The 23,580-nt window shown below is 55.2% G+C and carries 20 protein-coding genes; 1 reads left to right on the top strand and 19 read right to left on the bottom strand.

Annotation, left to right across the window (positions count from 1 at the left end; all coding sequences use genetic code 11):
* Positions 1 to 25 precede the first annotated feature (25 nt).
* The 19 genes from wcaL to HX778_RS19945 all read right to left on the bottom strand — a co-directional run bounded on the left by wcaL (position 26) and on the right by HX778_RS19945 (position 21,265).
* A complete protein-coding gene (wcaL, locus tag HX778_RS20035) occupies positions 26 to 1,246 on the bottom strand; it encodes a colanic acid biosynthesis glycosyltransferase WcaL (RefSeq protein ID WP_176982860.1) in 1,221 nt (406 codons plus the stop codon).
* A complete protein-coding gene (gene wcaK, locus HX778_RS20030) occupies positions 1,243 to 2,523 on the bottom strand; it encodes a colanic acid biosynthesis pyruvyl transferase WcaK (protein ID WP_038481277.1) in 1,281 nt (426 codons plus the stop codon). The genes wcaL and wcaK overlap by 4 nt, the downstream gene beginning before the upstream one ends.
* Positions 2,524 to 2,544: 21 nt before the next feature.
* Complete coding sequence (locus HX778_RS20025; RefSeq protein ID WP_038481274.1) at positions 2,545 to 4,023, bottom strand: MOP flippase family protein; 1,479 nt, start codon at positions 4,021 to 4,023, stop codon at positions 2,545 to 2,547.
* Between the two features lie 12 nt (positions 4,024 to 4,035).
* Positions 4,036 to 5,430 (bottom strand): undecaprenyl-phosphate glucose phosphotransferase, encoded by a 1,395-nt coding sequence (wcaJ, locus tag HX778_RS20020; RefSeq protein WP_176982859.1) that lies wholly within the window; start codon positions 5,428 to 5,430, stop codon positions 4,036 to 4,038.
* Between the two features lie 246 nt (positions 5,431 to 5,676).
* Positions 5,677 to 7,047 (bottom strand): phosphomannomutase CpsG, encoded by a 1,371-nt coding sequence (gene cpsG, locus HX778_RS20015; protein WP_176982858.1) that lies wholly within the window; start codon positions 7,045 to 7,047, stop codon positions 5,677 to 5,679.
* A 73-nt stretch (positions 7,048 to 7,120) separates the two neighbouring features.
* On the bottom strand, positions 7,121 to 8,563 hold the full coding sequence (cpsB, locus tag HX778_RS20010; protein ID WP_176982857.1) for a mannose-1-phosphate guanyltransferase: 1,443 nt from the start codon (positions 8,561 to 8,563) through the stop codon (positions 7,121 to 7,123).
* A 17-nt stretch (positions 8,564 to 8,580) separates the two neighbouring features.
* Complete coding sequence (gene wcaI, locus HX778_RS20005) at positions 8,581 to 9,801, bottom strand: colanic acid biosynthesis fucosyltransferase WcaI (RefSeq protein ID WP_176982856.1); 1,221 nt, start codon at positions 9,799 to 9,801, stop codon at positions 8,581 to 8,583.
* Positions 9,798 to 10,277: a GDP-mannose mannosyl hydrolase gene (locus HX778_RS20000; protein WP_176982855.1), complete on the bottom strand. Its 480-nt coding sequence runs from the start codon at positions 10,275 to 10,277 to the stop codon at positions 9,798 to 9,800. The genes wcaI and HX778_RS20000 overlap by 4 nt, the downstream gene beginning before the upstream one ends.
* A gap of 2 nt (positions 10,278 to 10,279) precedes the next feature.
* Complete coding sequence (locus tag HX778_RS19995; protein WP_038481257.1) at positions 10,280 to 11,245, bottom strand: GDP-L-fucose synthase; 966 nt, start codon at positions 11,243 to 11,245, stop codon at positions 10,280 to 10,282.
* A gap of 2 nt (positions 11,246 to 11,247) precedes the next feature.
* Entirely contained in the window at positions 11,248 to 12,369 is a 1,122-nt protein-coding gene (gmd, locus tag HX778_RS19990) for a GDP-mannose 4,6-dehydratase (protein ID WP_038481254.1), read from the bottom strand.
* Between the two features lie 55 nt (positions 12,370 to 12,424).
* Positions 12,425 to 12,964: a colanic acid biosynthesis acetyltransferase WcaF gene (wcaF, locus tag HX778_RS19985; protein ID WP_038481250.1), complete on the bottom strand. Its 540-nt coding sequence runs from the start codon at positions 12,962 to 12,964 to the stop codon at positions 12,425 to 12,427.
* A gap of 17 nt (positions 12,965 to 12,981) precedes the next feature.
* Positions 12,982 to 13,734, bottom strand: a complete 753-nt coding sequence (gene wcaE, locus HX778_RS19980) for a colanic acid biosynthesis glycosyltransferase WcaE (RefSeq protein ID WP_038481247.1) — start codon at positions 13,732 to 13,734, stop codon at positions 12,982 to 12,984.
* Positions 13,734 to 14,966: a colanic acid polymerase WcaD gene (gene wcaD, locus HX778_RS19975; protein ID WP_176982854.1), complete on the bottom strand. Its 1,233-nt coding sequence runs from the start codon at positions 14,964 to 14,966 to the stop codon at positions 13,734 to 13,736. Before wcaD ends, wcaE begins: the two co-directional genes overlap by 1 nt.
* On the bottom strand, positions 14,941 to 16,158 hold the full coding sequence (locus tag HX778_RS19970; RefSeq protein WP_176982853.1) for a glycosyltransferase: 1,218 nt from the start codon (positions 16,156 to 16,158) through the stop codon (positions 14,941 to 14,943). Before HX778_RS19970 ends, wcaD begins: the two co-directional genes overlap by 26 nt.
* Positions 16,155 to 16,640 carry a colanic acid biosynthesis acetyltransferase WcaB gene (wcaB, locus tag HX778_RS19965; protein WP_038481239.1) on the bottom strand — a complete coding sequence of 162 codons (486 nt, stop codon included), beginning with the start codon at positions 16,638 to 16,640 and terminating at the stop codon, positions 16,155 to 16,157. Before wcaB ends, HX778_RS19970 begins: the two co-directional genes overlap by 4 nt.
* A 2-nt stretch (positions 16,641 to 16,642) precedes the next feature.
* Complete coding sequence (wcaA, locus tag HX778_RS19960) at positions 16,643 to 17,494, bottom strand: colanic acid biosynthesis glycosyltransferase WcaA (RefSeq protein WP_038483364.1); 852 nt, start codon at positions 17,492 to 17,494, stop codon at positions 16,643 to 16,645.
* 10 nt (positions 17,495 to 17,504) lie between these two features.
* On the bottom strand, positions 17,505 to 19,673 hold the full coding sequence (wzc, locus tag HX778_RS19955) for a tyrosine-protein kinase Wzc (protein WP_038481236.1): 2,169 nt from the start codon (positions 19,671 to 19,673) through the stop codon (positions 17,505 to 17,507).
* A gap of 2 nt (positions 19,674 to 19,675) precedes the next feature.
* On the bottom strand, positions 19,676 to 20,119 hold the full coding sequence (gene wzb, locus HX778_RS19950) for a low molecular weight protein-tyrosine-phosphatase Wzb (protein WP_038481233.1): 444 nt from the start codon (positions 20,117 to 20,119) through the stop codon (positions 19,676 to 19,678).
* A gap of 6 nt (positions 20,120 to 20,125) precedes the next feature.
* Positions 20,126 to 21,265 carry a polysaccharide export protein gene (locus tag HX778_RS19945; RefSeq protein WP_176982852.1) on the bottom strand — a complete coding sequence of 380 codons (1,140 nt, stop codon included), beginning with the start codon at positions 21,263 to 21,265 and terminating at the stop codon, positions 20,126 to 20,128.
* A 730-nt stretch (positions 21,266 to 21,995) separates the two neighbouring features.
* Here HX778_RS19945 and HX778_RS19940 point away from each other — a divergent pair.
* Positions 21,996 to 23,579: a TerC family protein gene (locus HX778_RS19940; RefSeq protein ID WP_038481226.1), complete on the top strand. Its 1,584-nt coding sequence runs from the start codon at positions 21,996 to 21,998 to the stop codon at positions 23,577 to 23,579.
* Position 23,580: the final 1 nt, after the last annotated feature.

Here is a 23,580-nt window from a genome sequence, read left to right as displayed (position 1 = left end):
AGTCCTCATCATAGGATTCGGTGATTTACAGCGTCTGAAGCTGACGGGCAAGCTGCTGGTTGATAACCTGCTGATTGAACTGGCTGGTAACTTTTTCCCTGGCGCGCGACAGCATCAGCTGCAGGTCACTTTCCGACACGGAAGCCGAGGCCTGCAGCTTATCGGCAAGGGCAAAAGCGTCCTTTTCCGGTACCAGCCAGCCCGACTTATCGGCGTCGATAAGCTCAGGGATGCCGCTATGAACGGTCGACACGACGGGGATCCCAACGGCCATCGCCTCCATCAGCGCGACGGGGATCCCTTCCATGTCGCCATCTTCACCGGTGACAGAAGGCAGCAAGAAGAGGTCGGCCCTGTCGAGCATCGCTTTCACCTCATGACTCGGCTTGAAGCCGGGCATAAAGACCACGTCCTCCAGCTGCAGTTGCTCAATCAGCGTCTTCAGACGGCGCTCCCAGGGGCCAATGCCAAGAATGTTGTAGCGAAATGCCACGCCGCGAGCCTTCAACAGGCGGCAGGCTTCAATGGCAATATGTAAGCCTTTTTTTTCCGTCAGGCGCGCAACGGAGACAATCTCCAGCGGCGTGCCCGGCGTTTTCATAGGCCTCAAAGAAAACTTGTCCATATCCACGCCCATTCTGGATACCGCAATTTTGCTCTCCGGGCAGCCCATCTGCTTCAGGCGATTTGCCCAGAGATTGCTTATCGGCAGCATCAAATCTCCGCGCTCAAACAGCTGCCTGTATTCAGGCGTGTAATGAGCCAGCGCATCCCGGTGCGAAATATCTATGCCGTGGAATACGGTGGCAATTTTGCCTTTTAGCACACCAAGCTCCTTGAGCTTGGCTGCCGTGACGCCTGCCGGGCCAAAATGCGCGATAAAAACGTCGGCCTCCAGCGGCTGCTTCTGCCGCCCGCAAATAGATGACAGGATCAGATTACGGGCCTCATCGCCGTAGCGAGCACGACTCAAGGCTCGCCAGGTTCTGCCCCGCAGGCCGCCACGGAGCGTATTCAACGCACGGCTTTGCAGCTTGCCGACTTTACCCTCTGGTTCATCAAGCAACCAGACGGTTTTCTCCGAAAGCCCGTAGCTTTTAAACGTCGCGTGGGTATTGGTCAGATCCCCTTTTTGCAGGGCAACAATCTCAACCTCATGGCCCATGTCGATAAAAGCGGTGATCTGGTTCAGCACAAAGGTTTCCGACGCCAGCGGAAACTTCAGCAGGAAGAAACCTACCTTCATTTCCCCTCCTTGACTCGCTCAAGCACCGATTCCACCATTTTCATGCCGTTTGCGCGCTCGGCGCTTACCGCCAACGCAAGCCGCTGGTTAATTGACGGCAACTGCCCAAGCACGTCAGCGACTACGCCCTGCAGAGAACCGTCCAGCAGTTGGCGAATATCGATGGCCATTTCAGGCATACCGAGCTGCTGCATAATGCCTGCGGATTTGTGTTCGTAGTTGATCGCCACGGCCGGCGTGCCAAAGTTCATCGAGATAATCGCCGAGTGCAGGCGAGTCCCCACCGTCAGCTCGCAGGCGGCGAAGATTTTGCCCATCTCCAGATCGTTAAGCTCATCCATCACGACGTGATAGTCATCGGGCTGCCTGATGTACTGGCGAATGTTGAGCGCCACCATGCGATCGTCTTTGTTATAGCTGTCGATACCGGTACAGGTGGAAAGCGCCAGAACCTGGTAACCCTGCTCAATGGTGCGGTTCACCACTTCGGCAAAGGCCCGCTCGTAAGCTTCCTGGGTGGTACCCAGCCGCTTATCGAACGGCGCAAGTTCCCGTAGCGTAATCGCCACGGTTTTCTTACCTTCAATTACGCCAAGCCAGTGCTTAACCGCATAGCTCGGTACAAAATCCTCTTCATGCTGTGCCACCAGCCATGCCGTATCGACCCCCTGCTCGACCTTGCTGGTATCTATCTGACTTTTCTTCATCAGATCCAGGCTCACGGTTTCGCGCAGGATAAGTGACTTCGCGTGGCCGAAAACGTAGTTCGCCAGCTGGTTAAACTGCGGATCCTGGAACGGCCCCACGCTATGGCCGACCATATAGACGGGTTTACGCGCCATAAAACTGCACAGCGCATGTTCAAACTGGCTCACGCCATACAGGTCAACAAAGAACGAGCCGCCGACCTGAATAATCGCATCGTACTCCTGCAGCGATTTCACAAAATCGATGAACCCCTGCGGGATAGCAATATTACGCAGTCGCCCGGTGTTGGTCGCCTTCGCCAGCAGCACCTGGTGCTGATATTTACGGCGCAGCACTTTTTTTACCCGGCCTACGAGCCCGGCCGCATTGTTGTACTGCTTCATTTGCTTATACAGCCCATCGCCCAGGACCGGGCGCCCCAGCAGCCAGGCTGAACTCACCGGGTAACGGCTCATAACATCTACATGTATGCCGTCGTCAAGCGTGGTAATGGCATCGATCAACCCGCGCAAAATGGCGCTATCACCGCGATTGCCGCAAGTATGGTTGCCAAGAATAAGTAATTTCATATCGACCTCTTAATAGGGTTCTTAGCCAGCGCGAAGCAGCGCTTTCAGGCGTTCGCTGCGGCAAAACTGTTGCTTCATTTCGACGATCAGCGCATTGCGGGACAAAATAATCATCACCATAAAAGCCGCAGCCCCGGCCGCTACCTGTATACAAAGCAACGCCGCCAGGGGCAGATGCCCGTTAAGCGCCACGCCAAGTCCGGCGCTGACAATCAGCGTCGGTAGCGACAGATAAAAAGGCAGCCAGATGCTGAGGATGTACTCCCGGTAGCTGGAGCCCAGCACCGGTTTGATCATGATGAAATAGCTGAGGACGGTGTTAACCACCTGAACAAGCAGGAAACCGAGCGTGACGCCGAGCGCGCCGCCCAGCTGGCCGCCGACGATAATGGCCGGGATAAACAGGAAGGTTTTAAAAACGTTGAATTTAAAACTGATGTCCACCCGCGCCTTCGCCATCAGCAGCGACCCGATCGGGTTCCCGATGGAGCGCAGCAAGCCGACGACGCACAGCAGCTGCAGGATTGGCGTAATGAACTGCCATTTTTCCCCAAACACCAGCGGAACGAAGTTATTTGAGACCACCATCAGCCCCAGCAGCGCCGGGAAGTTGATGATGCCGACAATCGACAGCAGCTTGTAGAAGTTCACCCGCAGCTTCGCGGTGTCATCCTGAATCTTGGCAAACGCCGGGAACAGCACGCGGGTAATGATCGGGTTGAGCTTCATCGGCGGGACAACCGCGACGTTATAAGCCAGGTTATAACCACCGGCGACGCCGGCGCCGAGAATACGCGCCAGTACCAGCGTGGAAAGGTTGGTATTGACGTAGTTGATCACGCTATCGGCGGTCAGCCACGCGCCAAACTTCAGGTTGGAATTAACCGACTTCAGGGAAAAATGGAAACCTGGGCGGTAAATCTTGCGCCCGAAGAAGCCAAACAGTGAGGTACGAACGACGGTATTCACCAGGTAACCGATGATTGCCGTAATAGCAAACGGGTAGTACATCGCCGCCGTGACGGTCACGCTAAAGCCCACCAGCACGGACACCGTCTCAATGGAACCGATTTTTGAGAACTCGAGTTCCTTTTGCATCAGGGCGCGAAACTGCTGCCCGTGCGGAATGACGATAAAAGCAAAGGACAGCGTTTTAATCAGCGGCGACAGGTCCGGGTTATGCAGCACGCCGGCAATCACATCGCTCAGTAAAAAGACCACGATGCATACCAGCACGCCCAGCCCGACGTTTAGCCAGTACAGCGTGGTCAGCTCCAGCTGGCTTATCTCTTTGCGCTGAATAATGGAGTTGGCAATACCAAAATCAGACAGCGTATCGGCCAGGGCGATAATCACCAGCGACACGGTAAGCAGGCCAAACTGGTGGTTATCAATGGTTCTGGCCAGAATAGTCATCTGCGCCAGCCCCAGGCCAATAATAATGACCGTGGCAATCGCGGACCACTTTGCGCCGCTGATGGTTTTTTCTCTCAGGCTCATGTTGGGTTCCGGTCAGTATGCCGCTTTGTTAACAAAGCCTTTGAAAACGGTAAGGAAAACAATCTTGATGTCGAACCACAGGCTCCATTCGCGAATGTATTCCAGGTCAAATTCGACGCGCTTCTCCATCTTGTCGAGCGTGTCGGTTTCGCCGCGCCAGCCGTTAATTTGCGCCCAGCCGGTAATACCTGGCTTGACCTTATGGCGCAGCATGTAGCCTTCGATTAACGCGCGGTATTCTTCGTTGTGGGCAACGGCATGGGGACGAGGGCCGACAATTGACATGCCCCCAAGCAAGACGTTAATAAACTGCGGCAGCTCGTCCAGCGAAGTGCGGCGCAGAAAGCTCCCGATAGGCGTAATACGCTTGTCGCCTTTCGTGGCCTGCACCACCACCGCGTCGTTCTCCATCACTTTCATGGAGCGGAATTTCCACACTTTGATGGGCTTGCCGTCCATCCCGTAGCGGGTCTGACGGAAGATAACCGGCCCAGGCGAAGTCAGCTTCACCGCGAGGCTGATGCACAGCAGAACGGGGGAAATCAGCAGCAGGATAAAAGAGGACAGCACGATATCTTCCAGCCGCTTAAGCACGCTGTTAAAGCCGCTCAGCGGGGTTTCAAACAGCGGCACGACGGGCACGCCGTTTACCTCTTCAGTGCGGGCATTAAGAATATTGAAGGTAAAAACATCGGGGATCAGCAGCACGGAACAGGTGGTATCCGCCAGTTCGCTCACCAGCTTTTTAATGCGCGACTCGTGGCTCATTTCCATCGCAATGTAGATTTTATCAATCTGGCCGTTGCGGGCGTCGGTCACGAGCGTATTGAAGTTGCCCATATAGTTGATCAGCGCGCCTGCCGGCGGTTCATCGTCGTAAACACCCAGCACGTTAAAGCCCAGCCAGGGCTCATTTTTAAAGCTTTGCGCCAGCACCTGACCGACCGGCAGAGAGCCTGCAATGGCAACACGACGCGTATTAAAGCCTTTGTTACGCAGCCAGCCTGCGGCAAATCGAATCCACGATCGGCAAACAACCAGCCCCACGCCGGTCAATACATACCAGGCCAGATAAACCCAGAACGAGCCGTCAAAGTCGCTATTAAAAGCCAGCAGTCCGGCGCTGAAAATCACGCTCAGCGTCCAGTTCTGCAGCAGCAGGAATAACTCGCTGGAGATTTTTACCCCACGCCACGAACGATAAAAATCCGTCATCCCACCGATCATCTGAAACACAACGAGGGTCAATAAAGCCATCAGCAGATGCATATAGAGAAACGGCAAAGCGTTAGCCTTACAGACCATCCACAGCCCGGCAAACATGATGCTGATGTCGGAAAAACGTTGCACCATAGAGATCAACGATGCGTTGGTTTTTGGCAGCTCGCGCTTTTTTAGATTTGTCATCGTTTTACCTTTGAAAGAAGTCGCATCGGTGTTTTCCCCCTCACCCCAACCCTCTCCCCAAGGGGAGAGGGGGTAATAACTGGAACCAGGAGCATTCCCTCTCCCTTCAGGGGGGAGTAGGAAGTTCTGGCTCCTGACTTTCCCCTCTCCCTTCAGGAGAGAGTAGGAAGTTCTGGTTCATGACTTTCCCCTCTCCCTTCCAGGGAGAGGGCCAGGGTGAGGGTTAAAACACACAGATGCGGCAGATTACTGGTTCAGCAAAGCCATAATTTCCTGCGTTCGCGCCTGCATCAGCGTCTCATCACCGCGAGACTCCACGTTCAGGCGCACCACCGGCTCGGTGTTAGAACTGCGCAGGTTGAACCGCCAGTCGCCAAACGCCATGCTGATCCCGTCCGTGTGGTCGATCTCTTCCGCGTGCGGGCCAAAATGCGCACGCACACGCTCAATCGCCGCGGCAGGGGCTTCCAGCTTGCTGTTGATCTCCCCGCTGGCCGGCCACGCCGCCATGCGGTCCTGCACCAGTTCACCCAGCGTTTTTCCCTTCAGGCAAAGCAGTTCGGTCACCAGCAGCCACGGGATCATCCCGCTGTCGCAGTAGGCAAAGTCGCGGAAGTAATGGTGCGCACTCATCTCGCCGCCGTAAATTGCATCCTCTTCACGCATACGTTCTTTGATAAAAGCGTGCCCGGTTTTCGACATCACCGGTTTGCCCCCCGCGCGCTCGACGATATCTACCGTGTTCCACGCCAGACGCGGGTCGTGAATGATTTTGGACCCCGGCTGTTTTTCGAGGAACGCCGCCGCCAGCAGGCCCACGATGTAGTACCCCTCGATAAACTGCCCTTTCTCGTCGAACAGGAAGCAGCGGTCAAAGTCCCCGTCAAAGGCGATGCCCATATCGGCTCCGTGCTCAATCACCGCATCGCGGGTATCGGCACGGCACTCCGGCAGCAGCGGGTTAGGAATCCCGTTGGGGAAATTGCCGTCCGGCGTGTTGTGCACTTTCACGAAGGTCAGCGGCACGTTGAGTGCCTTAAAGCGGGCTTCAATGGCGTCCACAATCGGGCCCGCCGCACCGTTGCCGGAGTTGATCACCAGCTTCAGCGGTTTGATGTGGCTGACGTTGATGTAGGAGAAAAGATGGTCGAGGTAGGCTTCCACCACCGACACTTTCCGGTAGCTGCCGCGCGCCGCCTCATTCACCGGCGGGAAGTCGTTGGCTTCCGCCAGGCGCTGCACGTCGCGCAGGCCGGTGTCGCCGCTGATCGGTCGGGCGCCCTGGCGCACCAGCTTCATGCCGTTGTAGTCCATCGGGTTATGGCTGGCGGTCACTTCGATCCCGCCGTCCACGTCCAGATGCCAGGTGGCAAAATAGATTTCTTCGGTGCCGGACAGGCCGATATCGAGCACGTCCACGCCCGCGTCCTGCAGGCCACGCGCCAGCGCCTGCTTCAGCGATTCGCTGGTCAGGCGCACGTCGCCGCCCAGCACGATAGTTTTTGGCTGCAGGTACTCACCGTAGGCACGGCCGATGCGCCAGGCGATGTCTTCGTTCAGCTCGTCGCCCAGGCGGCCGCGGATGTCGTAGGCTTTAAAACAGGTCAGTTGCTGCATGATTTCGCTCCTTCGGGCAACAGTTACCCAACCCACGGGTTCGTGGCCCGTGGAGAATGTTTACAATCAGGGATTAAATGCGCCCGTAGCGGTCCTGGAAACGGACGATGTCGTCTTCTTCCAGGTAGGTACCGGAGCGAACCTCAATCAGGTCGAGAGGAATTTTGCCGGGATTTTCCAGGCAGTGGGTCATGCCGAGCGGGATATAAATAGACTCGTTTTCACCCAGCAGTTTGACCTCCTCGCCCAGCGTGACCTTCGCGGTGCCCGCCACCACAATCCAGTGCTCAGCACGATGATGGTGCATTTGCAGCGAAAGCCCCTCGCCCGGCTTGACGGTGATGCGCTTCACCTGGTAACGATCCCCGGAATCAATGGAGTCATATTTTCCCCACGGACGGTAAACTTCCCGGTGATTGTGGTGTTCGTGGCGGCCATCGCCTTTGATTCTCTCCACCACTTTCTTCACGTTCTGGACGTGATCGCGGTCAGCAATCAGCACCGCGTCTTTGGTCTGCACCACCACCAAATCCTTCACGCCAACGGTGGTGACCAGGCCGGACTCGGCATAGATGTAGCTGTTTTCGGTTTCATGGCTGATAACGTCCCCGTGGTGCACATTGCCTTCCGGGGTCTTGGCGCTGATTTCCCATAGCGAAGACCAGGAGCCTACGTCGCTCCAGCCCGCATCCATCGGTACCACAACCGCATCGGCGGTTTTTTCCATCACCGCGTAGTCGATGGACTCATCCGGGCAGGCCAGGAATGCCTGCTCGTCCACGCGAACAAAATCCAGATCCGGATCGACGCTCGCCATCGCTTTTTCACAGGCTGCCAGAATATCCGGGCGGAACTTCGCCAGCTCTTCCAGGTAACGGCCAGCGCGGAACAGGAACATACCGCTGTTCCAGTAGTACTCGCCGCTGGCAACATAGGCCTGCGCGGTAGAAAGATCAGGTTTTTCGACGAACTGCGCCACGCCAAAGGCCAGCGCATCAACGCCGTTTTCCGGGTTAGACACGGCGCCACGGCGAATATAGCCGTAGCCCGTTTCAGGCAAGTCCGGAACAATACCAAAGGTCACCAGCTTACCGGCCTCGGCGTAAGGCATCGCGCTGCGCACTGCGTTACGGAAGGCTTCTTCATTCTGGATGACGTGATCGGCGGCCAGAATCAGCATCAGCGGATCCTGCTGCGGCTGGTTACGCAGCGCCGCAAGCGCCGCCAGCGCGATGGCCGGAGCCGTGTTGCGCCCGGCGGGTTCCAGCACGATATTTTCGGTCAGTTTATTCAGCTGGCGCAGCTGCTCGGCGACGATAAAACGGTGTTCCTCATTGCAAATCACCACCGGGCTTTCGCACTCTACCCCGTTCAGGCGATTGATGGTGGTTTGCAGCATGGTCAGATCCCCTTTCAGGCAGAGGAACTGCTTGGGGTACAGCACGCGGGACAGCGGCCAAAGGCGACTGCCGTTTCCGCCCGCCATGATCACCGGATAGAGTTGTGACTGACTCATAATTTATCCCCGACTTTTTATGAAGAGATGGCCGCAATAAATTGGCTTAACACGTTCTCTTTTTCGAGCGTGCGTTCGGCATATTCACGTGCCACCGTGTTGTTTTGAGGAAGCTGCAGGCACCGTTCTATGCCCGCCGCCAGCGCATCGGCGGACTCGGGCACCACGCAAACCGCTATGCCCGGATAAGCTTCGCAAAGCTGGCCCAGCTCGGTTTCCGGCTCGGCGGTAATCACCGCATTACCGCCTACGGCCAGGATATTGGTCAGTTTTGAAGGCAGTACGGCATCCGCCGCCCCACGACGTTGGATAACCAGATGACAGTCGGCCAGGCCAAGCAGCGCCGGGAGCGCTTCGTAAGACTGTAGCGGGTGGAAAACCACATTATTCAGCCCGTGAACATGCACCAGTTTTTCGAGCCGCTCTTTGCCGCCGCCCTGGCCAACAATCACAAACAGGTACGGGCTCCCGGCGAACCGGCCCGCCACTTCAATCACCGTTTCCAGCCCTTGTTTTTCACCAATATTGCCGGAGTACAGCACGATTTTTTTATCTGCCGGCAGGTTGAGCGCATGGCGAACGGCTTCGATTTGCCCGGGCGCGACATCGCGAAAACGAGCCACTTCCGACCAGTTAGGGAAGAAAATCACCCGCTGCGGATCTACGCCTTTCTCGGTGGCTTTATTCATCATTGAGCGGGAAATAGTGGAGACGTTATCGACGTTGTGCAGGCCGCTCTTTTCAAAGCGCTGCGCAAGGCGAGCAATTTTGCCCGGCGTCTTACCTGCCATACCCAGGCCAAGCATCGCGTCCACTTCATAATCCTGGATATGCAGCAGCGTGCGTGCCCCGCTCAATTTTGCGAGCAGGCGCATCCCCGGCACGCAAAACAGCGTTGGCACCACGCCAATCACGCGATCTGGCTTCCAGCCGCGCTGGGCGAGAAGCGGGAAAAATGAGCTCAGCGCGAAACTGCCTAAATGCAGCAGGCGCTTGAGCGTAGAAGGTTGCTTTGGCACATACAGCGGGCAGCGCCAGACGGTAGCCTTACCCTGCTCTTTTTTGTATTTCCATGCCGAGTAGTCCGGGTGAACTTTCCACACCGGATAGTAAGGAGGCGCGGTGATCACCCGCACCTCATGGCCCTGGCTGGTCATCCACTCCACCATTTCACCGGTGTACTTGCCGATGCCGGTCAGCTCCGGTGAATAGTTAATGCCGTAGACCAGTATTTTCATAAGCCCGGTACCTTCCCTTTGCCCTGCTTAATGAAGTAAGCGCGGCTGTTATCGTGCACGTCCTCACGCTTGAGCAGCGCTTCCGGCGTCAGCCAGCAGTACGCTTTATGCTGCTCGGCCGGCAGATTTAGCTGCTTGTCGTCCACCCGCAGGCGGAAGCCGAGCACCACATAATGCGTCGAGAAATCTTTCCCGGAGAAGTTATCGCCGTAAAAATGCTGCCAGACGCCGTAAAACTCACCCTCTGCAAGGGTGAAGGCCGAGCCCAGCTCCGCCTCCGTCAGGCGCATAAACGCATTAGCCAGGGTTTCATCCTTCTGCACGCGGCCGCCCGGCACAAACCAAAAGCCCTTTGCAGGGCGATTGGTTCGCAAACCCAGCAGGAACTCGCCCGCCAGGTTTTCGACGATAAGATCGATTGAGATAAGCGGAGTCGCGCTCACTACGGTGGCAAAATCTTCAGCGCTAAGAAACATGCCTACCCCCGGAACCGCTGCTGGTTTTCGAGGAACCACTGGTAGGTGCTGGCGAGACCAGCTTCCAGGGTAATCTCGTGATACCAGCCGAGGCGATGCAGGCGGGAAACGTCCAGCAGCTTACGCGGCGTGCCGTCCGGCTTCGTGGCGTCAAACACCACGCGACCACGGTAGCCGGTCACTTTCGCCAGCGTCTGCGCCAGCTCGCGGATCGTGCAGTCCACACCGGTGCCGACGTTAATGTGCGACAGCATCGGGTCGGTGTTCTCCTGCCACACTTCCTGGGCCAGCTCCATCACGTGAATGCTGGCCGCAGCCATGTCATCGACGTGCAAGAACTCGCGCATCGGCGTGCCGCTGCCCCACACCACCACGTCAGGCGCGTTCTCCTGCGTGGCTTCATGGAAGCGGCGCAGCAGGGCCGGAATGACGTGCGAGTTGCTCGGGTGGAAGTTGTCGTTTGGCCCGTACAGGTTGGTCGGCATCACCGAACGGTAATCCCGCCCGTACTGGCGATTGTAGGACTCGCACAGCTTGATACCGGCAATCTTGGCAATGGCATACGGCTCGTTCGTGGCTTCAAGCGTGCCCTGCAACAGCTCGCTTTCGGCCATCGGCTGCTGCGCCATCTTCGGATAAATACAGGATGAGCCGAGGAACAACAGTTTGTTCACGCCGTGCGTGTGCGCGGCATGAATAATGTTGCTTTCGATCATCATGTTCTCGTAGATGAACTCCGCCGGGAACGTGTTATTGGCAACGATGCCGCCCACTTTTGCCGCCGCCAGGTAAACCTGATCGATTTTCTCACTGGCGAAAAAGGCATTCACCTCGCCGCTGTCCAGCAGGTTCAGCTCATCGCGCCCGCGCAGCACCAGCTCAACGTCATCACGCTGCCCGAGCTGGCGGACAATGGCCGAGCCGACCATGCCACGGTGACCGGCAACAAAGATACGTTTCTTATTCATACTCAGGACTCCAGCGCGATGGCAACCTCATAACCATGGGACTTCAGCAGGGAGTGTTTCTTCGCCGCTTCCAGGTCTTTGGCAACCATCTCACCGACCATTTCCTGCAGGGTAATTTCCGGCTTCCAGCCCAGCGTTTCGTGCGCTTTGGTTGGGTCGCCCAGCAGGGTTTCTACTTCGGCAGGACGGAAGTAGCGCGGGTCAACGGAGACGATAACGTCGCCTGGTTTCACGCCCGGCGCGTCGTGGCCCGTGACGGATACCACAATGCCCTTCTCTTCCACGCCCTGGCCTTCAAAGCGCAGCTTGATGCCGAGCTGCGCGGCAGCCATTTCCACGAACTGACGCACGGAGTACTGCACGCCGGTGGCGATGACGAAGTCTTCCGGTTTTTCCTGCTGCAGCATCATCCACTGCATTTTCACGTAGTCTTTGGCATGGCCCCAGTCGCGCAGGGAGTCCATGTTGCCGAGGTACAGGCATTTCTCCAGGCCCTGAGCAATGTTGGCAATCGCGCGGGTAATCTTACGGGTCACGAACGTCTCGCCACGGCGTGGAGATTCGTGGTTGAACAGAATGCCGTTACAGGCGTACATGCCGTAGGATTCACGGTAGTTAACGGTTATCCAGTAGGCGTAAAGCTTGGCTACCGCGTATGGGGAACGAGGGTAGAAAGGCGTGGTCTCTTTCTGTGGAATTTCCTGCACCAGGCCGTACAGTTCTGAAGTGGATGCCTGGTAGAAGCGAGTTTTCTTTTCCAGACCCAGGAAGCGAATGGCTTCCAGCAGGCGTAGGGTGCCCATCGCGTCCACGTCCGCGGTGTATTCCGGGGACTCAAAAGAAACCGCTACGTGGCTCATCGCCCCGAGGTTGTACACTTCATCTGGCTTCACCTCAGACAGAATACGGGTCAGGTTTGAGGTGTCGGTCAGGTCGCCGTAGTGCAGATGGAATTTCGGGTTGCCCGCGTGCGGATCCTGATAAATATGGTCCACGCGCTCGGTGTTGAAAGAAGAGGCGCGACGCTTGATACCGTGAACTTCATAGCCTTTTTCCAGCAGGAATTCCGCCAGGTAAGAGCCGTCTTGTCCGGTGACACCCGTAATGAGAGCTACTTTAGTCATGATATTTCCTATGATTGAAGATAAAAATAAGAGCTTTTCTTTAAATAAAGAGCGCTCACGCGCGTTCGCGTATTTTTACTGCCGGGTTACCCCGGCAAACGGCGTTCGCCGGTAATGATTTATAAACGCTGCTCCTTGCCCCCACGACGCAGCCATCGCCTATCGTGACGCCAGGGGAAACAAACACATCCGTTGCCAGCCAGCATTTTTCGCCGATAACAATCGGTGACTGGGTAATATCAAAATGCTGGCTCATATAATCGTGGCTGCCGGTGCACAAATAACACTTTTGCGACACCACGGAGTTTGCGCCGATGGTAATTTCGCCGAGGGTATAAAGCACCGCGTCATCGCCAACCCAGGCATAATCCCCAAGCGTTAATTTCCACGGGTAGGTAATTTTCACCGAGGGACGAATAACAACTTTTTTGCCTACCTTCGCCCCGAACATGCGTAATAAAAAGGCACGCCATGGATATAAAATCTGTGGTGACCAGGCGAACAGCGTGGCCTGTACCGCCCACCACAATTGCACTTTAATGCCGCTCGCGCCGCGAAACCCCCTCGGTACACTGAAGCCGCTTAAATCCTGCATAATATTTCCCGTGTGCTTTAGGTTTTGTTATAAAGCGCTTTGGCTTTGCCGGTTGTTTTTAACCGCAGTTGAAAAGAGAGTTCTGCAATGAATCCCGGCACGCGTAAAATTTTACGCTGCACGTTTTTTGCATCCCGGCACAGCTCAACGTTATTAGAGGTAGAGACGCCGCCCATTGAGAATTCCGACACCAGGCCTTTGATACGTTTGAAGGCATAGCCGCTTTTATACATTTTTGCCGCCAGCGCATAATCGGATGAGACTTTATATTGCAGATCGTAAGGGTATTTACGCAGGCCGGATAACGGGAAAAAGATAGCCTGATGGCTTGCCGGCAGGCTGTGATAGATATACCAGCCACGTTTAGCGCTGCGGCGAATTTTATTGCCGTCGCCAAAGTCCAGAAGCGCATCGCCGATCACCATCGCATTGTCACGTTCGCCTTCGGCTGCCAGCTGATGAATCACCCCGGCAATTTCAGGGTGAAAGGCATCGCCGGAGTTCAGAAAGAGCGCGTAACGCCCCTGCGCCATGGCGATCCCTTTGTTCATCGCATCGTAAATGCCGTTGTCTTTCTCGCTGACAAAGCGCAGGTTGTACTGGCCCTGCAGGCCAGCAAGAAACTCGGCCGTGCCGTCCGGAGAATTGCCGTCAACGACAATCCATTCAAACTCAATGCCTTTGGCCTGTGCCAGATGCGCCAGTGATTGCCAGGTTTTCACTACCCCGTCATAATTACGCCATGCGACTGTAATAACACTTAATAACATTATTGCGCACCTCCTGGCAGCGAACCCTTAATTGCTTTACGCAAAATAAATGGGCAAACAATTAAAAATGCATATTCCGGACTGAAAATTGAACCGGTAAAAAACAAGGATACAGGCATAAACAACCAAAGCTGAACACGATAATTCTCATTATTGCCAAATGCATTGCGCATCATTTTCATGACTCGCCACATATAGCCAACGGTCATTAATACAGCAAACCATGAGAAATAAATAATCAGCAGATACAGTCCATTGTCCACGGTTTTCCCTACGTCCGCACCGTTGAATATTCCGAATGATGCGACATATTCATAGAGTGAACCAAAACGCACAACGCCATCAACGTTCGCCAGAGAATAACCGACCATGGCTAACGGACCAATTATGCGGTAATACGATGAAGATCCTTCCGTGCCTAAATCACCGATTCGGGTTGCAATATAAGGAAATGCAAACACCAGACCGATCAGAAACACCGCCAAAGAAATAATCGCTAACGGCAACTTCTTTTTAATGGCACTTTTATTAAGGTATTGGAACGCCCACTCCAGCAGGTAAAACAAAATAAACGTCATCACCCCGGAGAAAGATCCTGAAAGGATTATCCCTAAAAGAATCATAACATCAGTTTTCGGCGTTTTGATACCAAACTGTTTGATGCTGAGCCAAATTGAGATTAATGCCAGGGCGAAGAACGCGGGTTCGAAATAGAGCGCCGTGGTGCGTCGCCCGCCGAAGCTAATAAAGTTGAGCACGTAGCTGTTACTGTAAATGAGAAATTTCGAAATTTTCTCAATCAGACTGCTGCCGCCGGTCAGGATAATCTGGGCCATTTCCGCCGCGGCAAGCACCACGATAATCCCCACCACGCCATAGAAAAAGCGCAGTATCTTACGGTGATTTCGCTGTGAAATAGTCTTGAAGCGGCAGCTCCAGGTCATCCCGAGAATCAGCACAATATAGACAAACAGCATCATTGAGGTGACGTATTTGCCGGGGTCCAGCGACTGGCCAAAAATGTAGTTAAACGCCGTGAGTCCGGCCCCTACCCCAAGCGCAATCATCAGCTTTTTAAGGTTGATGCGCTCAATATACAAAAACAAGATAGCCGGCAGGAACGTCACAATGGTTATCGGAAAACTTTCCCCGAGGGAGGCCAGCTTGACGTTCACCACCAGATAGATAAACGGCAGCAGCAGATAGCTACAGACCCTGATAGAACGAGACATACTCCTCCAGCATCTGTTTGCCGCTGTAGGCCTGACGGCTGGCTGCGCGGAAGGTCGCTAAATCGGTGGCGAACACCTGCTCCGCCAGCTGCGCTTTTTTGAGTTGCACCAGCGCCAGAACCTGCTCAGGCGTGAAAGTCTTGCCGCCTACCTTGCGCAGAACTTCGTCTGCCGCTTCGCTGCTCGTCGCTACCACCGGCACGCCGATAGAAAGCGCTTCACAAAGGATTAGCGGGTAGTTATCCACCCGGGAACTGAACACCAGGCTGTCCATGGTATTCAGCTCGCTCATCAGCGCGCGTTTGTCGGTCATGTAGCCGTGGTTCACCACGTTAGCGCCTTCAAACGGCGAGAACTTGCCGAAGGTATGCAGCTCAATGCTGTCCCCCAGCGCCATCATCGCCTGCACCAGCTTCTGGTTGGTTTTGCCGTCATAGCGCAGGTCATGGGCCACAATCGCCACGCGGGGTTTTGCCGTTGCCACGCCGCTTTCAGGCAGCTCGGCCAGAATCGCCTCGGTTGCCACGTCGATACCGTTATTGATGATTTTGCAGCGCCCTGCCCCATAGAGCTGGTTAAAGGCTTCCGCCACGTGCTGGCTGGGAGAAATAAACCTGCAGCCAAGTGCCAGCATTTCGCGGAACAGCTGGCGTTTGCCCTCCACCTGCTGATGGGCCTTATCGACCTTCACCGGCGGATAGTTGTTCAGCGTCGGGCATTTGACGCAGCCCGTTTTCCAGCCTTCGCAGCCGTCGAGGAAAGCGCAGCGGCCGGTAATGCTCCAGTGGTCATGCAGCGTCCAGACGAAGGTCACGTCCGGTTTATGCGCCTTCACCCGCTGGCAAAACGACACCATTTCTTCCAGGTTCAGCCAGTAGCTATGCACCACGTGAAAATGCAGCACCACGGGCTGCTGGCTACGGGTGACGCAGCGGTAAAGCTTGTTCAGGTTGCCAAACGGATCGCGATTCAGGAAACGGAACAGGGCGATATTGGCGACGGACACCAGGCGCGGCGTATGCTTTTCAACGTCCTGGTAGAGATCGTGGCTGGCGCTTTTCTTTCCGCCCTTGCCGTAACCGTAGATAAAACGTGAAGATAATCCGGCCAGGCGAGCACGTTGATGAAGGTCAAGCGCCACGCCTGCCGCGCCGCCTTCAGCAAGGCGCACATTAAACTGCATGATGTTCATTTGATCACCTTCACCCGCGCTTTTTCACCCACCACCAGCGCGTTGTCCGGCACGCTGTCCAGCACCACGCTGCCCGCGCCCACCGCCACGTTATTGCCGATGGTGATGTCGCCCACGATAATCACGTTGGCGCCCAGCTCAACGCCGTTGCCGATCACCGGGCAGGCCAGGCTGTTGCCACGGTTGCCGATGGTGACGCCGTGGCGGATGGTGAAATCATCCCCCGCGACGACAAACTTATTGATAACCACCGCGTAGCCGTGGTGAATAGTGAAGCGGCGACCAATGGTGGCGGCCGCCTGGATTTCATAGCCAAACAGGCATTCGGTAATGAAGCGGTAGGCCAGAAGCACCGGCGCCGCCCAGAGATTGTTGATAACGCTTTTCTTGCGCCACACCGAGCAGAAGTGGGCAACGCGGTAGGCCAGCACCATGCAGCACGGGCGCAGGCTCCAGCTATTCGCTCGTAAATCTTCCAGCACGCTTATTTCCCCCGCAGGCTATCGGCGAGGCGCTTGCCGTTGCGCACCGTCAGCAGGGCTAACAGCGTGCGCAAAGACATGCGCTTGTTGCGGATCTGGTAGAGCGTATACAGCTGGTATTTCTTGCTGCCCCGGTCGAACTTGTCTTTGTGCTTGCGGTAGAAATGGAAATAACCGGCAAATTTCTTCGGCGATTTGGTTATCTGCATTTCACCGTGATTCACGTGCAGAATTTGCGTTGCCTCTTCTACCTTCCACGGCTGGCCGTATTCCACCACCATGCGCAGGAAGATGTCGTAGTCCTGCGCGGCTTTCAGCTCGGTATCAAACAGGCTGCTCTTAAAGCGCCCGGCGTAGGTGAACACCTGGTTGCCGATGATGTTGCGCTTATAGAACAGCTTGAGCGAATACGGCGACTTCGGGTACAGCGGCAGGCTGGTCGGCTGCGAGTAGACCTGCCCTTCGCACAGATAGTCGTTAGCGTATAAAAACGCGTGGGTGACCAGCTGATGCTGATGGGACAGGAACACCGATAGCCGGTTCGGCGTCCATTCATCGTCATCATCAATGCCGGTGATAAATCTTCCCTGCGCCAGCTGAATCGCCTGATTGCGTACCGCGCAGGCGCCGCTGTTCACGTCGTTGTGAATGTAACGCACCCGGGGATCGCCGAGATCCTCAACAAACTGCTGCAGCTGCTGGAAGCTGGCCGAGCAGTCATCGACGATAATCATTTCCCAGTGGTCATAATCCTGACGCAGCACCGAGTTTATGGCCCGAATAGCCAGCTGCTGGCGGTTCCACGTAGGCATATAAATAGAGATAAGCGGGCGAGTTACTGCGCTGCTGTTCATGGCCATCACCTTATTTAGCATCCGACTTATATTCGTATTCGTAGTAGCCGTAATCCTGGTAGCCGGTAGCCCGGCGGAAGATCGAGTTAAGGATAACGCCGCGCACCGCAATGCCGTTTTGCTCGAAGCGGCTCAGGCTGGTCTCCACCTCTTTCAGCGTGTTCACCGCATAACGTGCCACCATCAGCGTGGTGCCAGCATGCCGGCCAACAATCGCCGCGTCCGTGACGGCAAGGATTGGCGGGGTATCAATCAGCACCAGGTCATAATTTTCGCTGGCCCACTTCACCAACTGGGCGAAGCGTTCGTTCATCAGCAGCTCTGACGGGTTGGCCGGAACCTGCCCACGCGGGATAAGGTCAAAATTCGGCACGGAGGTTTTCTGCGCACAACGGGTGATGTCTCCCTGCCCTGAAAGCACGTCGGACAGGCCGTTCACGTTGGTCGTCCCCAGCAGTTCGTGGGTATAACCTTTGCGCATATCGCAGTCCATCAGCAGCACGCGCTTGTTGGTCTGGCTAATCACCGCCGCCAGGTTGGCACATACAAAAGTTTTACCGATTGACGGGCTAACCCCGGTGAGCATCAGGACGTTGTTGGAGGCCTGCATCATGGCGAAGTGCAGGCTGGTGCGCAGGCTGCGGATGGCCTCAATAGCCAGGTCAGTTGGGTTCCCGACCGCCAGCAGCTGACTTTGCTTAAAGCGTTTGGTGCCTTTCGCATTCCGCAGGTTGGCCTGGTCGCGGGTTTTCTGCCACTCGGAAAGAGGAATGCTGGCGTAGACGCTAAGCCCCGCCTCTTCCAGCGCCGCCGGGCTTTCAATCCCGCCCTTAAACAGCGAACGAAGCAGCACGCCAATAATCGAAACGATAAGGCCCAGAATGATGCTGCCCAGTACCACCAGAGCGCGCTGTGGCTTCACCATGCCCGGCTGCGTAATCGCCGGGTCAACGATGCGGACGTCACCCACCGTGCTGGCCTCGGTAATTTTCAGCTCCTGCTGCTTGTTTAACAGCTGCATGTAAACCTGCTGCCCGGATTCCACGTCGCGGGTCAGGCGCACAATTTCCTGCTGGGTTTTTGGCATCGCAGCGATGCTGTTGGTCAGGCGAGCTTTCTGGTCTTCAAGCGTTCTGCGCTGCTCCAGCAGCGTGCGATATGATGGGTGAACTTTGGTATACAGCTTGGAAATTTCCGCTTCTTTGAAGGTCAGCTGATTCAGCTGAGAGTCAATATTCACCACGGAGTCCAGCAGCGATTTCGCCTCGAGGGACAAGTCCACCGAATCCTGGCGCTGGCGATAAGCGTTGAGTTTGTTTTCAGCCGAATCCAGATTGTGGCGAACTTCCGGCAGCTGCTCGGCCAGGAATTTCAGGCTTCTGGAAGCTTCTTCAGATTTACGCTGCACGTTCTGAGCAAGATAGTTACGGGTGATGCTGTCCAGAATCGCGCGGATCTGATCTTTATCTTCCCCGGTATAAGACAGGCTAAGCACGCCGGTATCTTTCCCGTTTTCGGTCACCGTCAGGTTGCCCAGAAGCTGGTTGATCATACCGAGCGTGGAGTACTTCACCACGGTGAAATTATCACCCGGCTGGGCCTTGATGCCGTCAACCTGCATCGTGACGCCGCCTTTGCTCAGCGGCTTGCCCACTTCACCTTTGGCGCTAAAACCATTGTCGCTGGTTAGCTGATACTGTTTGTCGTTCAGGACTTCAACGGTAAAGGTGTCTTTGTTCATTCCCGCCGGGAGGGTGAAAGTGGTGACGTTAACCGTGTCGTTCTGATGCCCCTGCAGCCGGTCCCAGCCGGCCCCGAACAGCCAGAAGGTGTTCTTGCTCACCGAAATATCCAGGTTCAGATCGTCCACGGTTTTACCCAGCACCAGGCGAGACTGAATCAGCTGAATTTCTGCGGCAGACGCCGGGGGCTTATTGCTCAGCGCGGAGCTGATGTCATTCACCAGCGTGTTACCGGCATTTTGTTCGATTTGCACCAGCGCGTCGGCCTTATACACCGGCGTCGCGAACAGCGCATAGACCACGGCCAGCGCCGCGAACAGGCCGGTGATACCGATAACCCACCAGCGAGCCTCCAGCACGGTGCCAAACAAACGGCCGATATCAATTTCGTCATTGCCCTCGGTCGGGGCGCTCGAACGGCGTACTTTCTCTGTCATTGTTATCCCTGATGAGCGTTAAGTGCGTTAGCCCACTTTTGGGCAGAAAGGTCGAGCATGCTGTAGACCGCTTCGAAGGCATCGCGGCTTTTGCGGTAGGGATCGGGAATTTCTCTCTCTGCATCCCAATGGCCAAACAGCATCACTTTGCCGCGCATCTCTGGCGCCATTTCGCAAAGCGTGGTGATGTGGCGTTTTTCCATCGCCAGAATCAGGTCATGCTCCCGGCACAGGCGCCCGGAAACCTGCCGGGCTAAATGCCCTTCCAGAGAAAGGTCGTGCCGCCCGGCGACTTCAACGGCACCGGCATCGGCGCCCTTCCCTACCAACGCACCCAGCCCCGCAGAGCTGACGCTAAGTTCCGGATGGTAGCGTTTGAGCAGACGTTCAGCCGTGGGGGAACGGCAGATGTTCCCCACGCAAACCACAAGTATTTTGTTGAACATAGCGCGTTACCAGGTGTGGATATCTTTGGCGGTATCGGTCATGTAGCGAACGCCGCTGATGGTTGGCAGAAGCTGGTTGATCAGGCGATTCCAGCGGGAAACTGGTGCGGTGGTCACGTACACCACGTCATAAGGCTGCAGCTGGAACTCGGTGCCCATCACCAGCGAAGTCGCGTCGGACATATCAAGCTGATAAATATTGGCAATCTTGCCGTTTTGCTGAGTCTGACCTTTGAGCGGACGAATAACGAAGATGCCGCTGGCGTTCGAAGACGTGAGATCGATACCTTCGGCCTGGCCCAACGCTTCGGTCAGCGTCATGCCGCTGAAGTCCATTTTGAGCGTGGCCTGTTTCTTCACTTCGCCCATGACAAACACTTTCAGATCGTCATTTCGCGGAACAAAGAGGATGTCGCCGGGGTAAAGCAGATGGTTTTGGCTCAGGTCGCCGTTTTGCATCAGCGCCTGCAGGGAAATACGTTTTTCCTGCCCTTTGTGGGTCAGCACGACGTTGCGCCAGTCTGCCGCATCGGTTAAACCGCCCGCCGCGTTGATGGCGTCAAGAATAGTCAGCGGGACGTTGGTGATGGGCTGCTGTCCGGACTTATTGACCTGCCCGGAAACATAGGCCTTTTGCGAACGGAAGGCAGCGATATTCACGTCCACCTGCGGCTGGGCAATGTACTGCGCAAGGCGACTGGTAATATCGCCGCGAATTTCTGCCAGCGTTTTGCCGGTTACGCTGACCTTTCCTACGTAGGGGTAGAACATGGTGCCATCAGGCTGCACCCAGTTACCGGCGTCGCTCGAGCTACGATACTGGCCCGCCGGCGTGGTTAATTCCGGATGGTCCCAGACCGTGACGTTTAAAACATCCCCCGGCCCGACGCGATACTCGTAATTAGCGATATCTTTGTCCAGCCCGGCATTCGGCTGGGCGACGACCGGACGCGGCCGCAGCTGTTCCACCAGACGAGGCGTTAATGGATAGACATTGACCATTCTATCGAGGTCGAAATCGGCATCCTGTTGTTTGATGACGTCCTTTCCCGATGTCGACATATTGCTGCCGGGAAATACCGTGCAGCCGCTCATCAGGGTGACTGACACCAATAAAGGCATCAACTTAAGTTTGTATTTTATCATTGAATATTTATCACTATGGCAGAGTAATTATCCTGAGCGAATAAAACAAGCAAGCAATTAGCCGTGAGGATGAAGTACAGAATTGAACATATTCAGAGAGCGAGATAATTGGCATTATTCCTAAAATAAGCTTATTTCCCGACATTCTGATGACTCCATGACTTGCTGTTGTCTGGCCGCATCCGGGCACGCTACCGCCCCTGGCTCACAGTCACCAACCTACTGAAAATGGTAAACAATACTCATGGTCGGGCGAATTCAAATATCCATTAAGATATTGAAATCAGACCATCAGATTTATGAAAATGCTGGGGCGAACTATTAACCAATGTATAAAAAACACATTCATTGCTAATCATCGATAAGGATTGTTGCAGCTTAAAACTCAGCAGGCAAGGAGACAAAAGGCAGTAACCGGACTTTTAAGAATAATATGAACCACGCAATAATAATATTTTAGGAATTTCTTTATATTGACAGCAAAATTAATCAGACAATCGCCCTAAGAATATGCAGAACTATCTCATAGTGGTTGATTCATTAATAAAATACAAAATCAAAGCACCTCTTTAATTATTAACCACAATAACCAATGGGATATTTCGCTTCATGCTGACAAGAATATAAGCCATTACGGATTAATCTCAGGCAAACGTTGCTTTTTTTTAGACAATTATCCATCATTTCAGTGTGGCATTTGCCCGCAAGTTAAAAAGGCTGTAAACCCCGTATGGAATGGATTGCCGACCCCTCAATCTGGGCCGGGTTAGTTACCCTGGTCGTTCTCGAACTGGTTCTGGGCATTGATAACCTCGTTTTCATTGCTATCCTCGCCGAAAAACTGCCCCCCAAACTTCGCGACCGCGCTCGCGTAACGGGACTGCTGCTGGCGATGATCATGCGCTTGCTGCTGCTGGCCTCGATTTCATGGCTGGTGACCCTCACCCGGCCACTCTTTACTCTCCACGAGTTCAGCTTCAGCGCCAGGGACCTGATTATGCTGTTGGGCGGCCTGTTCCTGCTGTTTAAGGCCACCATGGAGCTGAATGAGCGGCTGGAAGGTAAGGACAGCGAACAACACACGCAAAAGCGAGGCGCCAGATTCTGGCCCGTGGTGGCGCAAATTGTTATCCTGGATGCCGTGTTTTCCCTGGATTCGGTCGTCACCGCCGTCGGCATGGTCGACCATCTTGCGGTCATGATGACCGCGGTCATTATTGCCATCGGGCTGATGGTGCTGGCCAGCAAGTCGCTGACGAAGTTTGTCAACAGCCACCCGACCATCGTCATTTTGTGCCTGAGTTTCCTGCTAATGATTGGTTTTAGCCTGGTGGCCGACGGCTTTGGCTATCAGATTCCAAAGGGTTATCTCTACGCGGCTATCGGTTTCTCGGTAATGATTGAATCGCTGAATCAGCTGGCTATTTTTAACCGTCGACGCTTTCTTTCTGCCAATCAGTCGCTGCGCGAGCGCACCGCCGAGGCCGTACTGCGGCTGCTGAACGGTAAAAAAGAAGAAGCCGAGCTGGACGCCCAAACCGCGTCACTGATAGCCGACAGCGGCATAGACAGCGATATTTTCAACCCGCAGGAGACGCGCATGATCGAACGCGTGCTGCACCTGAATCAGCGCAGCGTCAGCAGCATCATGACTTCCCGTCACGATGTGGAGCACCTGAACATCGCCGCGCCGGAAGAGCAGATTCGGGAGCTGCTGGACAAAAACAAGCACACACGCATTGTGGTGACCGATGACGGGGAAGAGATCCTCGGCGTGGTACACGTCATCGATTTGCTGCAGCAGTCTCTGCACGGTGAAGCCCTGGACATTGCGCCGCTGATTCGCCAGCCGCTGGTCTTCCCCGAAGCCTTGCAGCTGCTGCAGGCGCTGGAACAGTTCCGCAACGCGCGCACCCATTTTGCCTTTGTAGTGGACGAATTTGGCTCGGTAGAAGGGATCGTGACGCTCAGCGACGTGATGGAAACCATTGCCGGCAATCTACCAAATGAAGTGGAAGAGATTGATGCCCGCCATGATATCCAGAAAAATGCGGACGGCAGCTGGACGGCGAACGGCCACATGCCGCTGGACGATCTGGTGCAGTATATCGCCCTGCCCCTGGACGATAAGCGTGAATACCACACCATTGCCGGGCTGCTGATGGAGCATTTACAGCACGTGCCTGCCGAGGGTGAAACCGTTGAGGTGGGCAATTATTTGCTTAAGACGCTCGAGGTGGTAAACCACAGGGTGAATAAAGTACAGATAGTGCCGCGTCTGCAGGAAGAGAGCCTGCTGGATTACGAGGTATAAA

It is taken from the genome of Cedecea sp. P7760, from assembly GCF_013386425.1.
GTDB lineage: Bacteria > Pseudomonadota > Gammaproteobacteria > Enterobacterales > Enterobacteriaceae > Cedecea > Cedecea selenatireducens.
Note: the sequence above shows the minus strand (reverse complement) of the source record. Positions and strands in the feature narration are given on the sequence as shown.

Coding starts and splice junctions, on each gene's coding strand:
- wzb (WP_038481233.1), bottom strand. CDS start 20,119: ATGTTCAACAAAATACTTGTGGTTTGCGTGGGGAACATCTGCCGTTCC.
- HX778_RS20000 (WP_176982855.1), bottom strand. CDS start 10,277: ATGTTTCTTAGCGCTGAAGATTTTGCCACCGTAGTGAGCGCGACTCCG.
- HX778_RS19995 (WP_038481257.1), bottom strand. CDS start 11,245: ATGAATAAGAAACGTATCTTTGTTGCCGGTCACCGTGGCATGGTCGGC.
- HX778_RS20025 (WP_038481274.1), bottom strand. CDS start 4,023: ATGAGCCTGAGAGAAAAAACCATCAGCGGCGCAAAGTGGTCCGCGATT.
- wcaA (WP_038483364.1), bottom strand. CDS start 17,494: ATGAACAGCAGCGCAGTAACTCGCCCGCTTATCTCTATTTATATGCCT.
- wcaD (WP_176982854.1), bottom strand. CDS start 14,966: ATGTCTCGTTCTATCAGGGTCTGTAGCTATCTGCTGCTGCCGTTTATC.
- wzc (WP_038481236.1), bottom strand. CDS start 19,673: ATGACAGAGAAAGTACGCCGTTCGAGCGCCCCGACCGAGGGCAATGAC.
- gmd (WP_038481254.1), bottom strand. CDS start 12,369: ATGACTAAAGTAGCTCTCATTACGGGTGTCACCGGACAAGACGGCTCT.
- HX778_RS19945 (WP_176982852.1), bottom strand. CDS start 21,265: ATGATAAAATACAAACTTAAGTTGATGCCTTTATTGGTGTCAGTCACC.
- wcaK (WP_038481277.1), bottom strand. CDS start 2,523: ATGAAATTACTTATTCTTGGCAACCATACTTGCGGCAATCGCGGTGAT.
- wcaE (WP_038481247.1), bottom strand. CDS start 13,734: ATGTTATTAAGTGTTATTACAGTCGCATGGCGTAATTATGACGGGGTA.
- wcaF (WP_038481250.1), bottom strand. CDS start 12,964: ATGCAGGATTTAAGCGGCTTCAGTGTACCGAGGGGGTTTCGCGGCGCG.
- HX778_RS19970 (WP_176982853.1), bottom strand. CDS start 16,158: ATGAACATCATGCAGTTTAATGTGCGCCTTGCTGAAGGCGGCGCGGCA.
- cpsB (WP_176982857.1), bottom strand. CDS start 8,563: ATGAGTCAGTCACAACTCTATCCGGTGATCATGGCGGGCGGAAACGGC.
- wcaL (WP_176982860.1), bottom strand. CDS start 1,246: ATGAAGGTAGGTTTCTTCCTGCTGAAGTTTCCGCTGGCGTCGGAAACC.
- HX778_RS19940 (WP_038481226.1), top strand. CDS start 21,996: ATGGAATGGATTGCCGACCCCTCAATCTGGGCCGGGTTAGTTACCCTG.
- wcaJ (WP_176982859.1), bottom strand. CDS start 5,430: ATGACAAATCTAAAAAAGCGCGAGCTGCCAAAAACCAACGCATCGTTG.
- cpsG (WP_176982858.1), bottom strand. CDS start 7,047: ATGCAGCAACTGACCTGTTTTAAAGCCTACGACATCCGCGGCCGCCTG.
- wcaI (WP_176982856.1), bottom strand. CDS start 9,801: ATGAAAATACTGGTCTACGGCATTAACTATTCACCGGAGCTGACCGGC.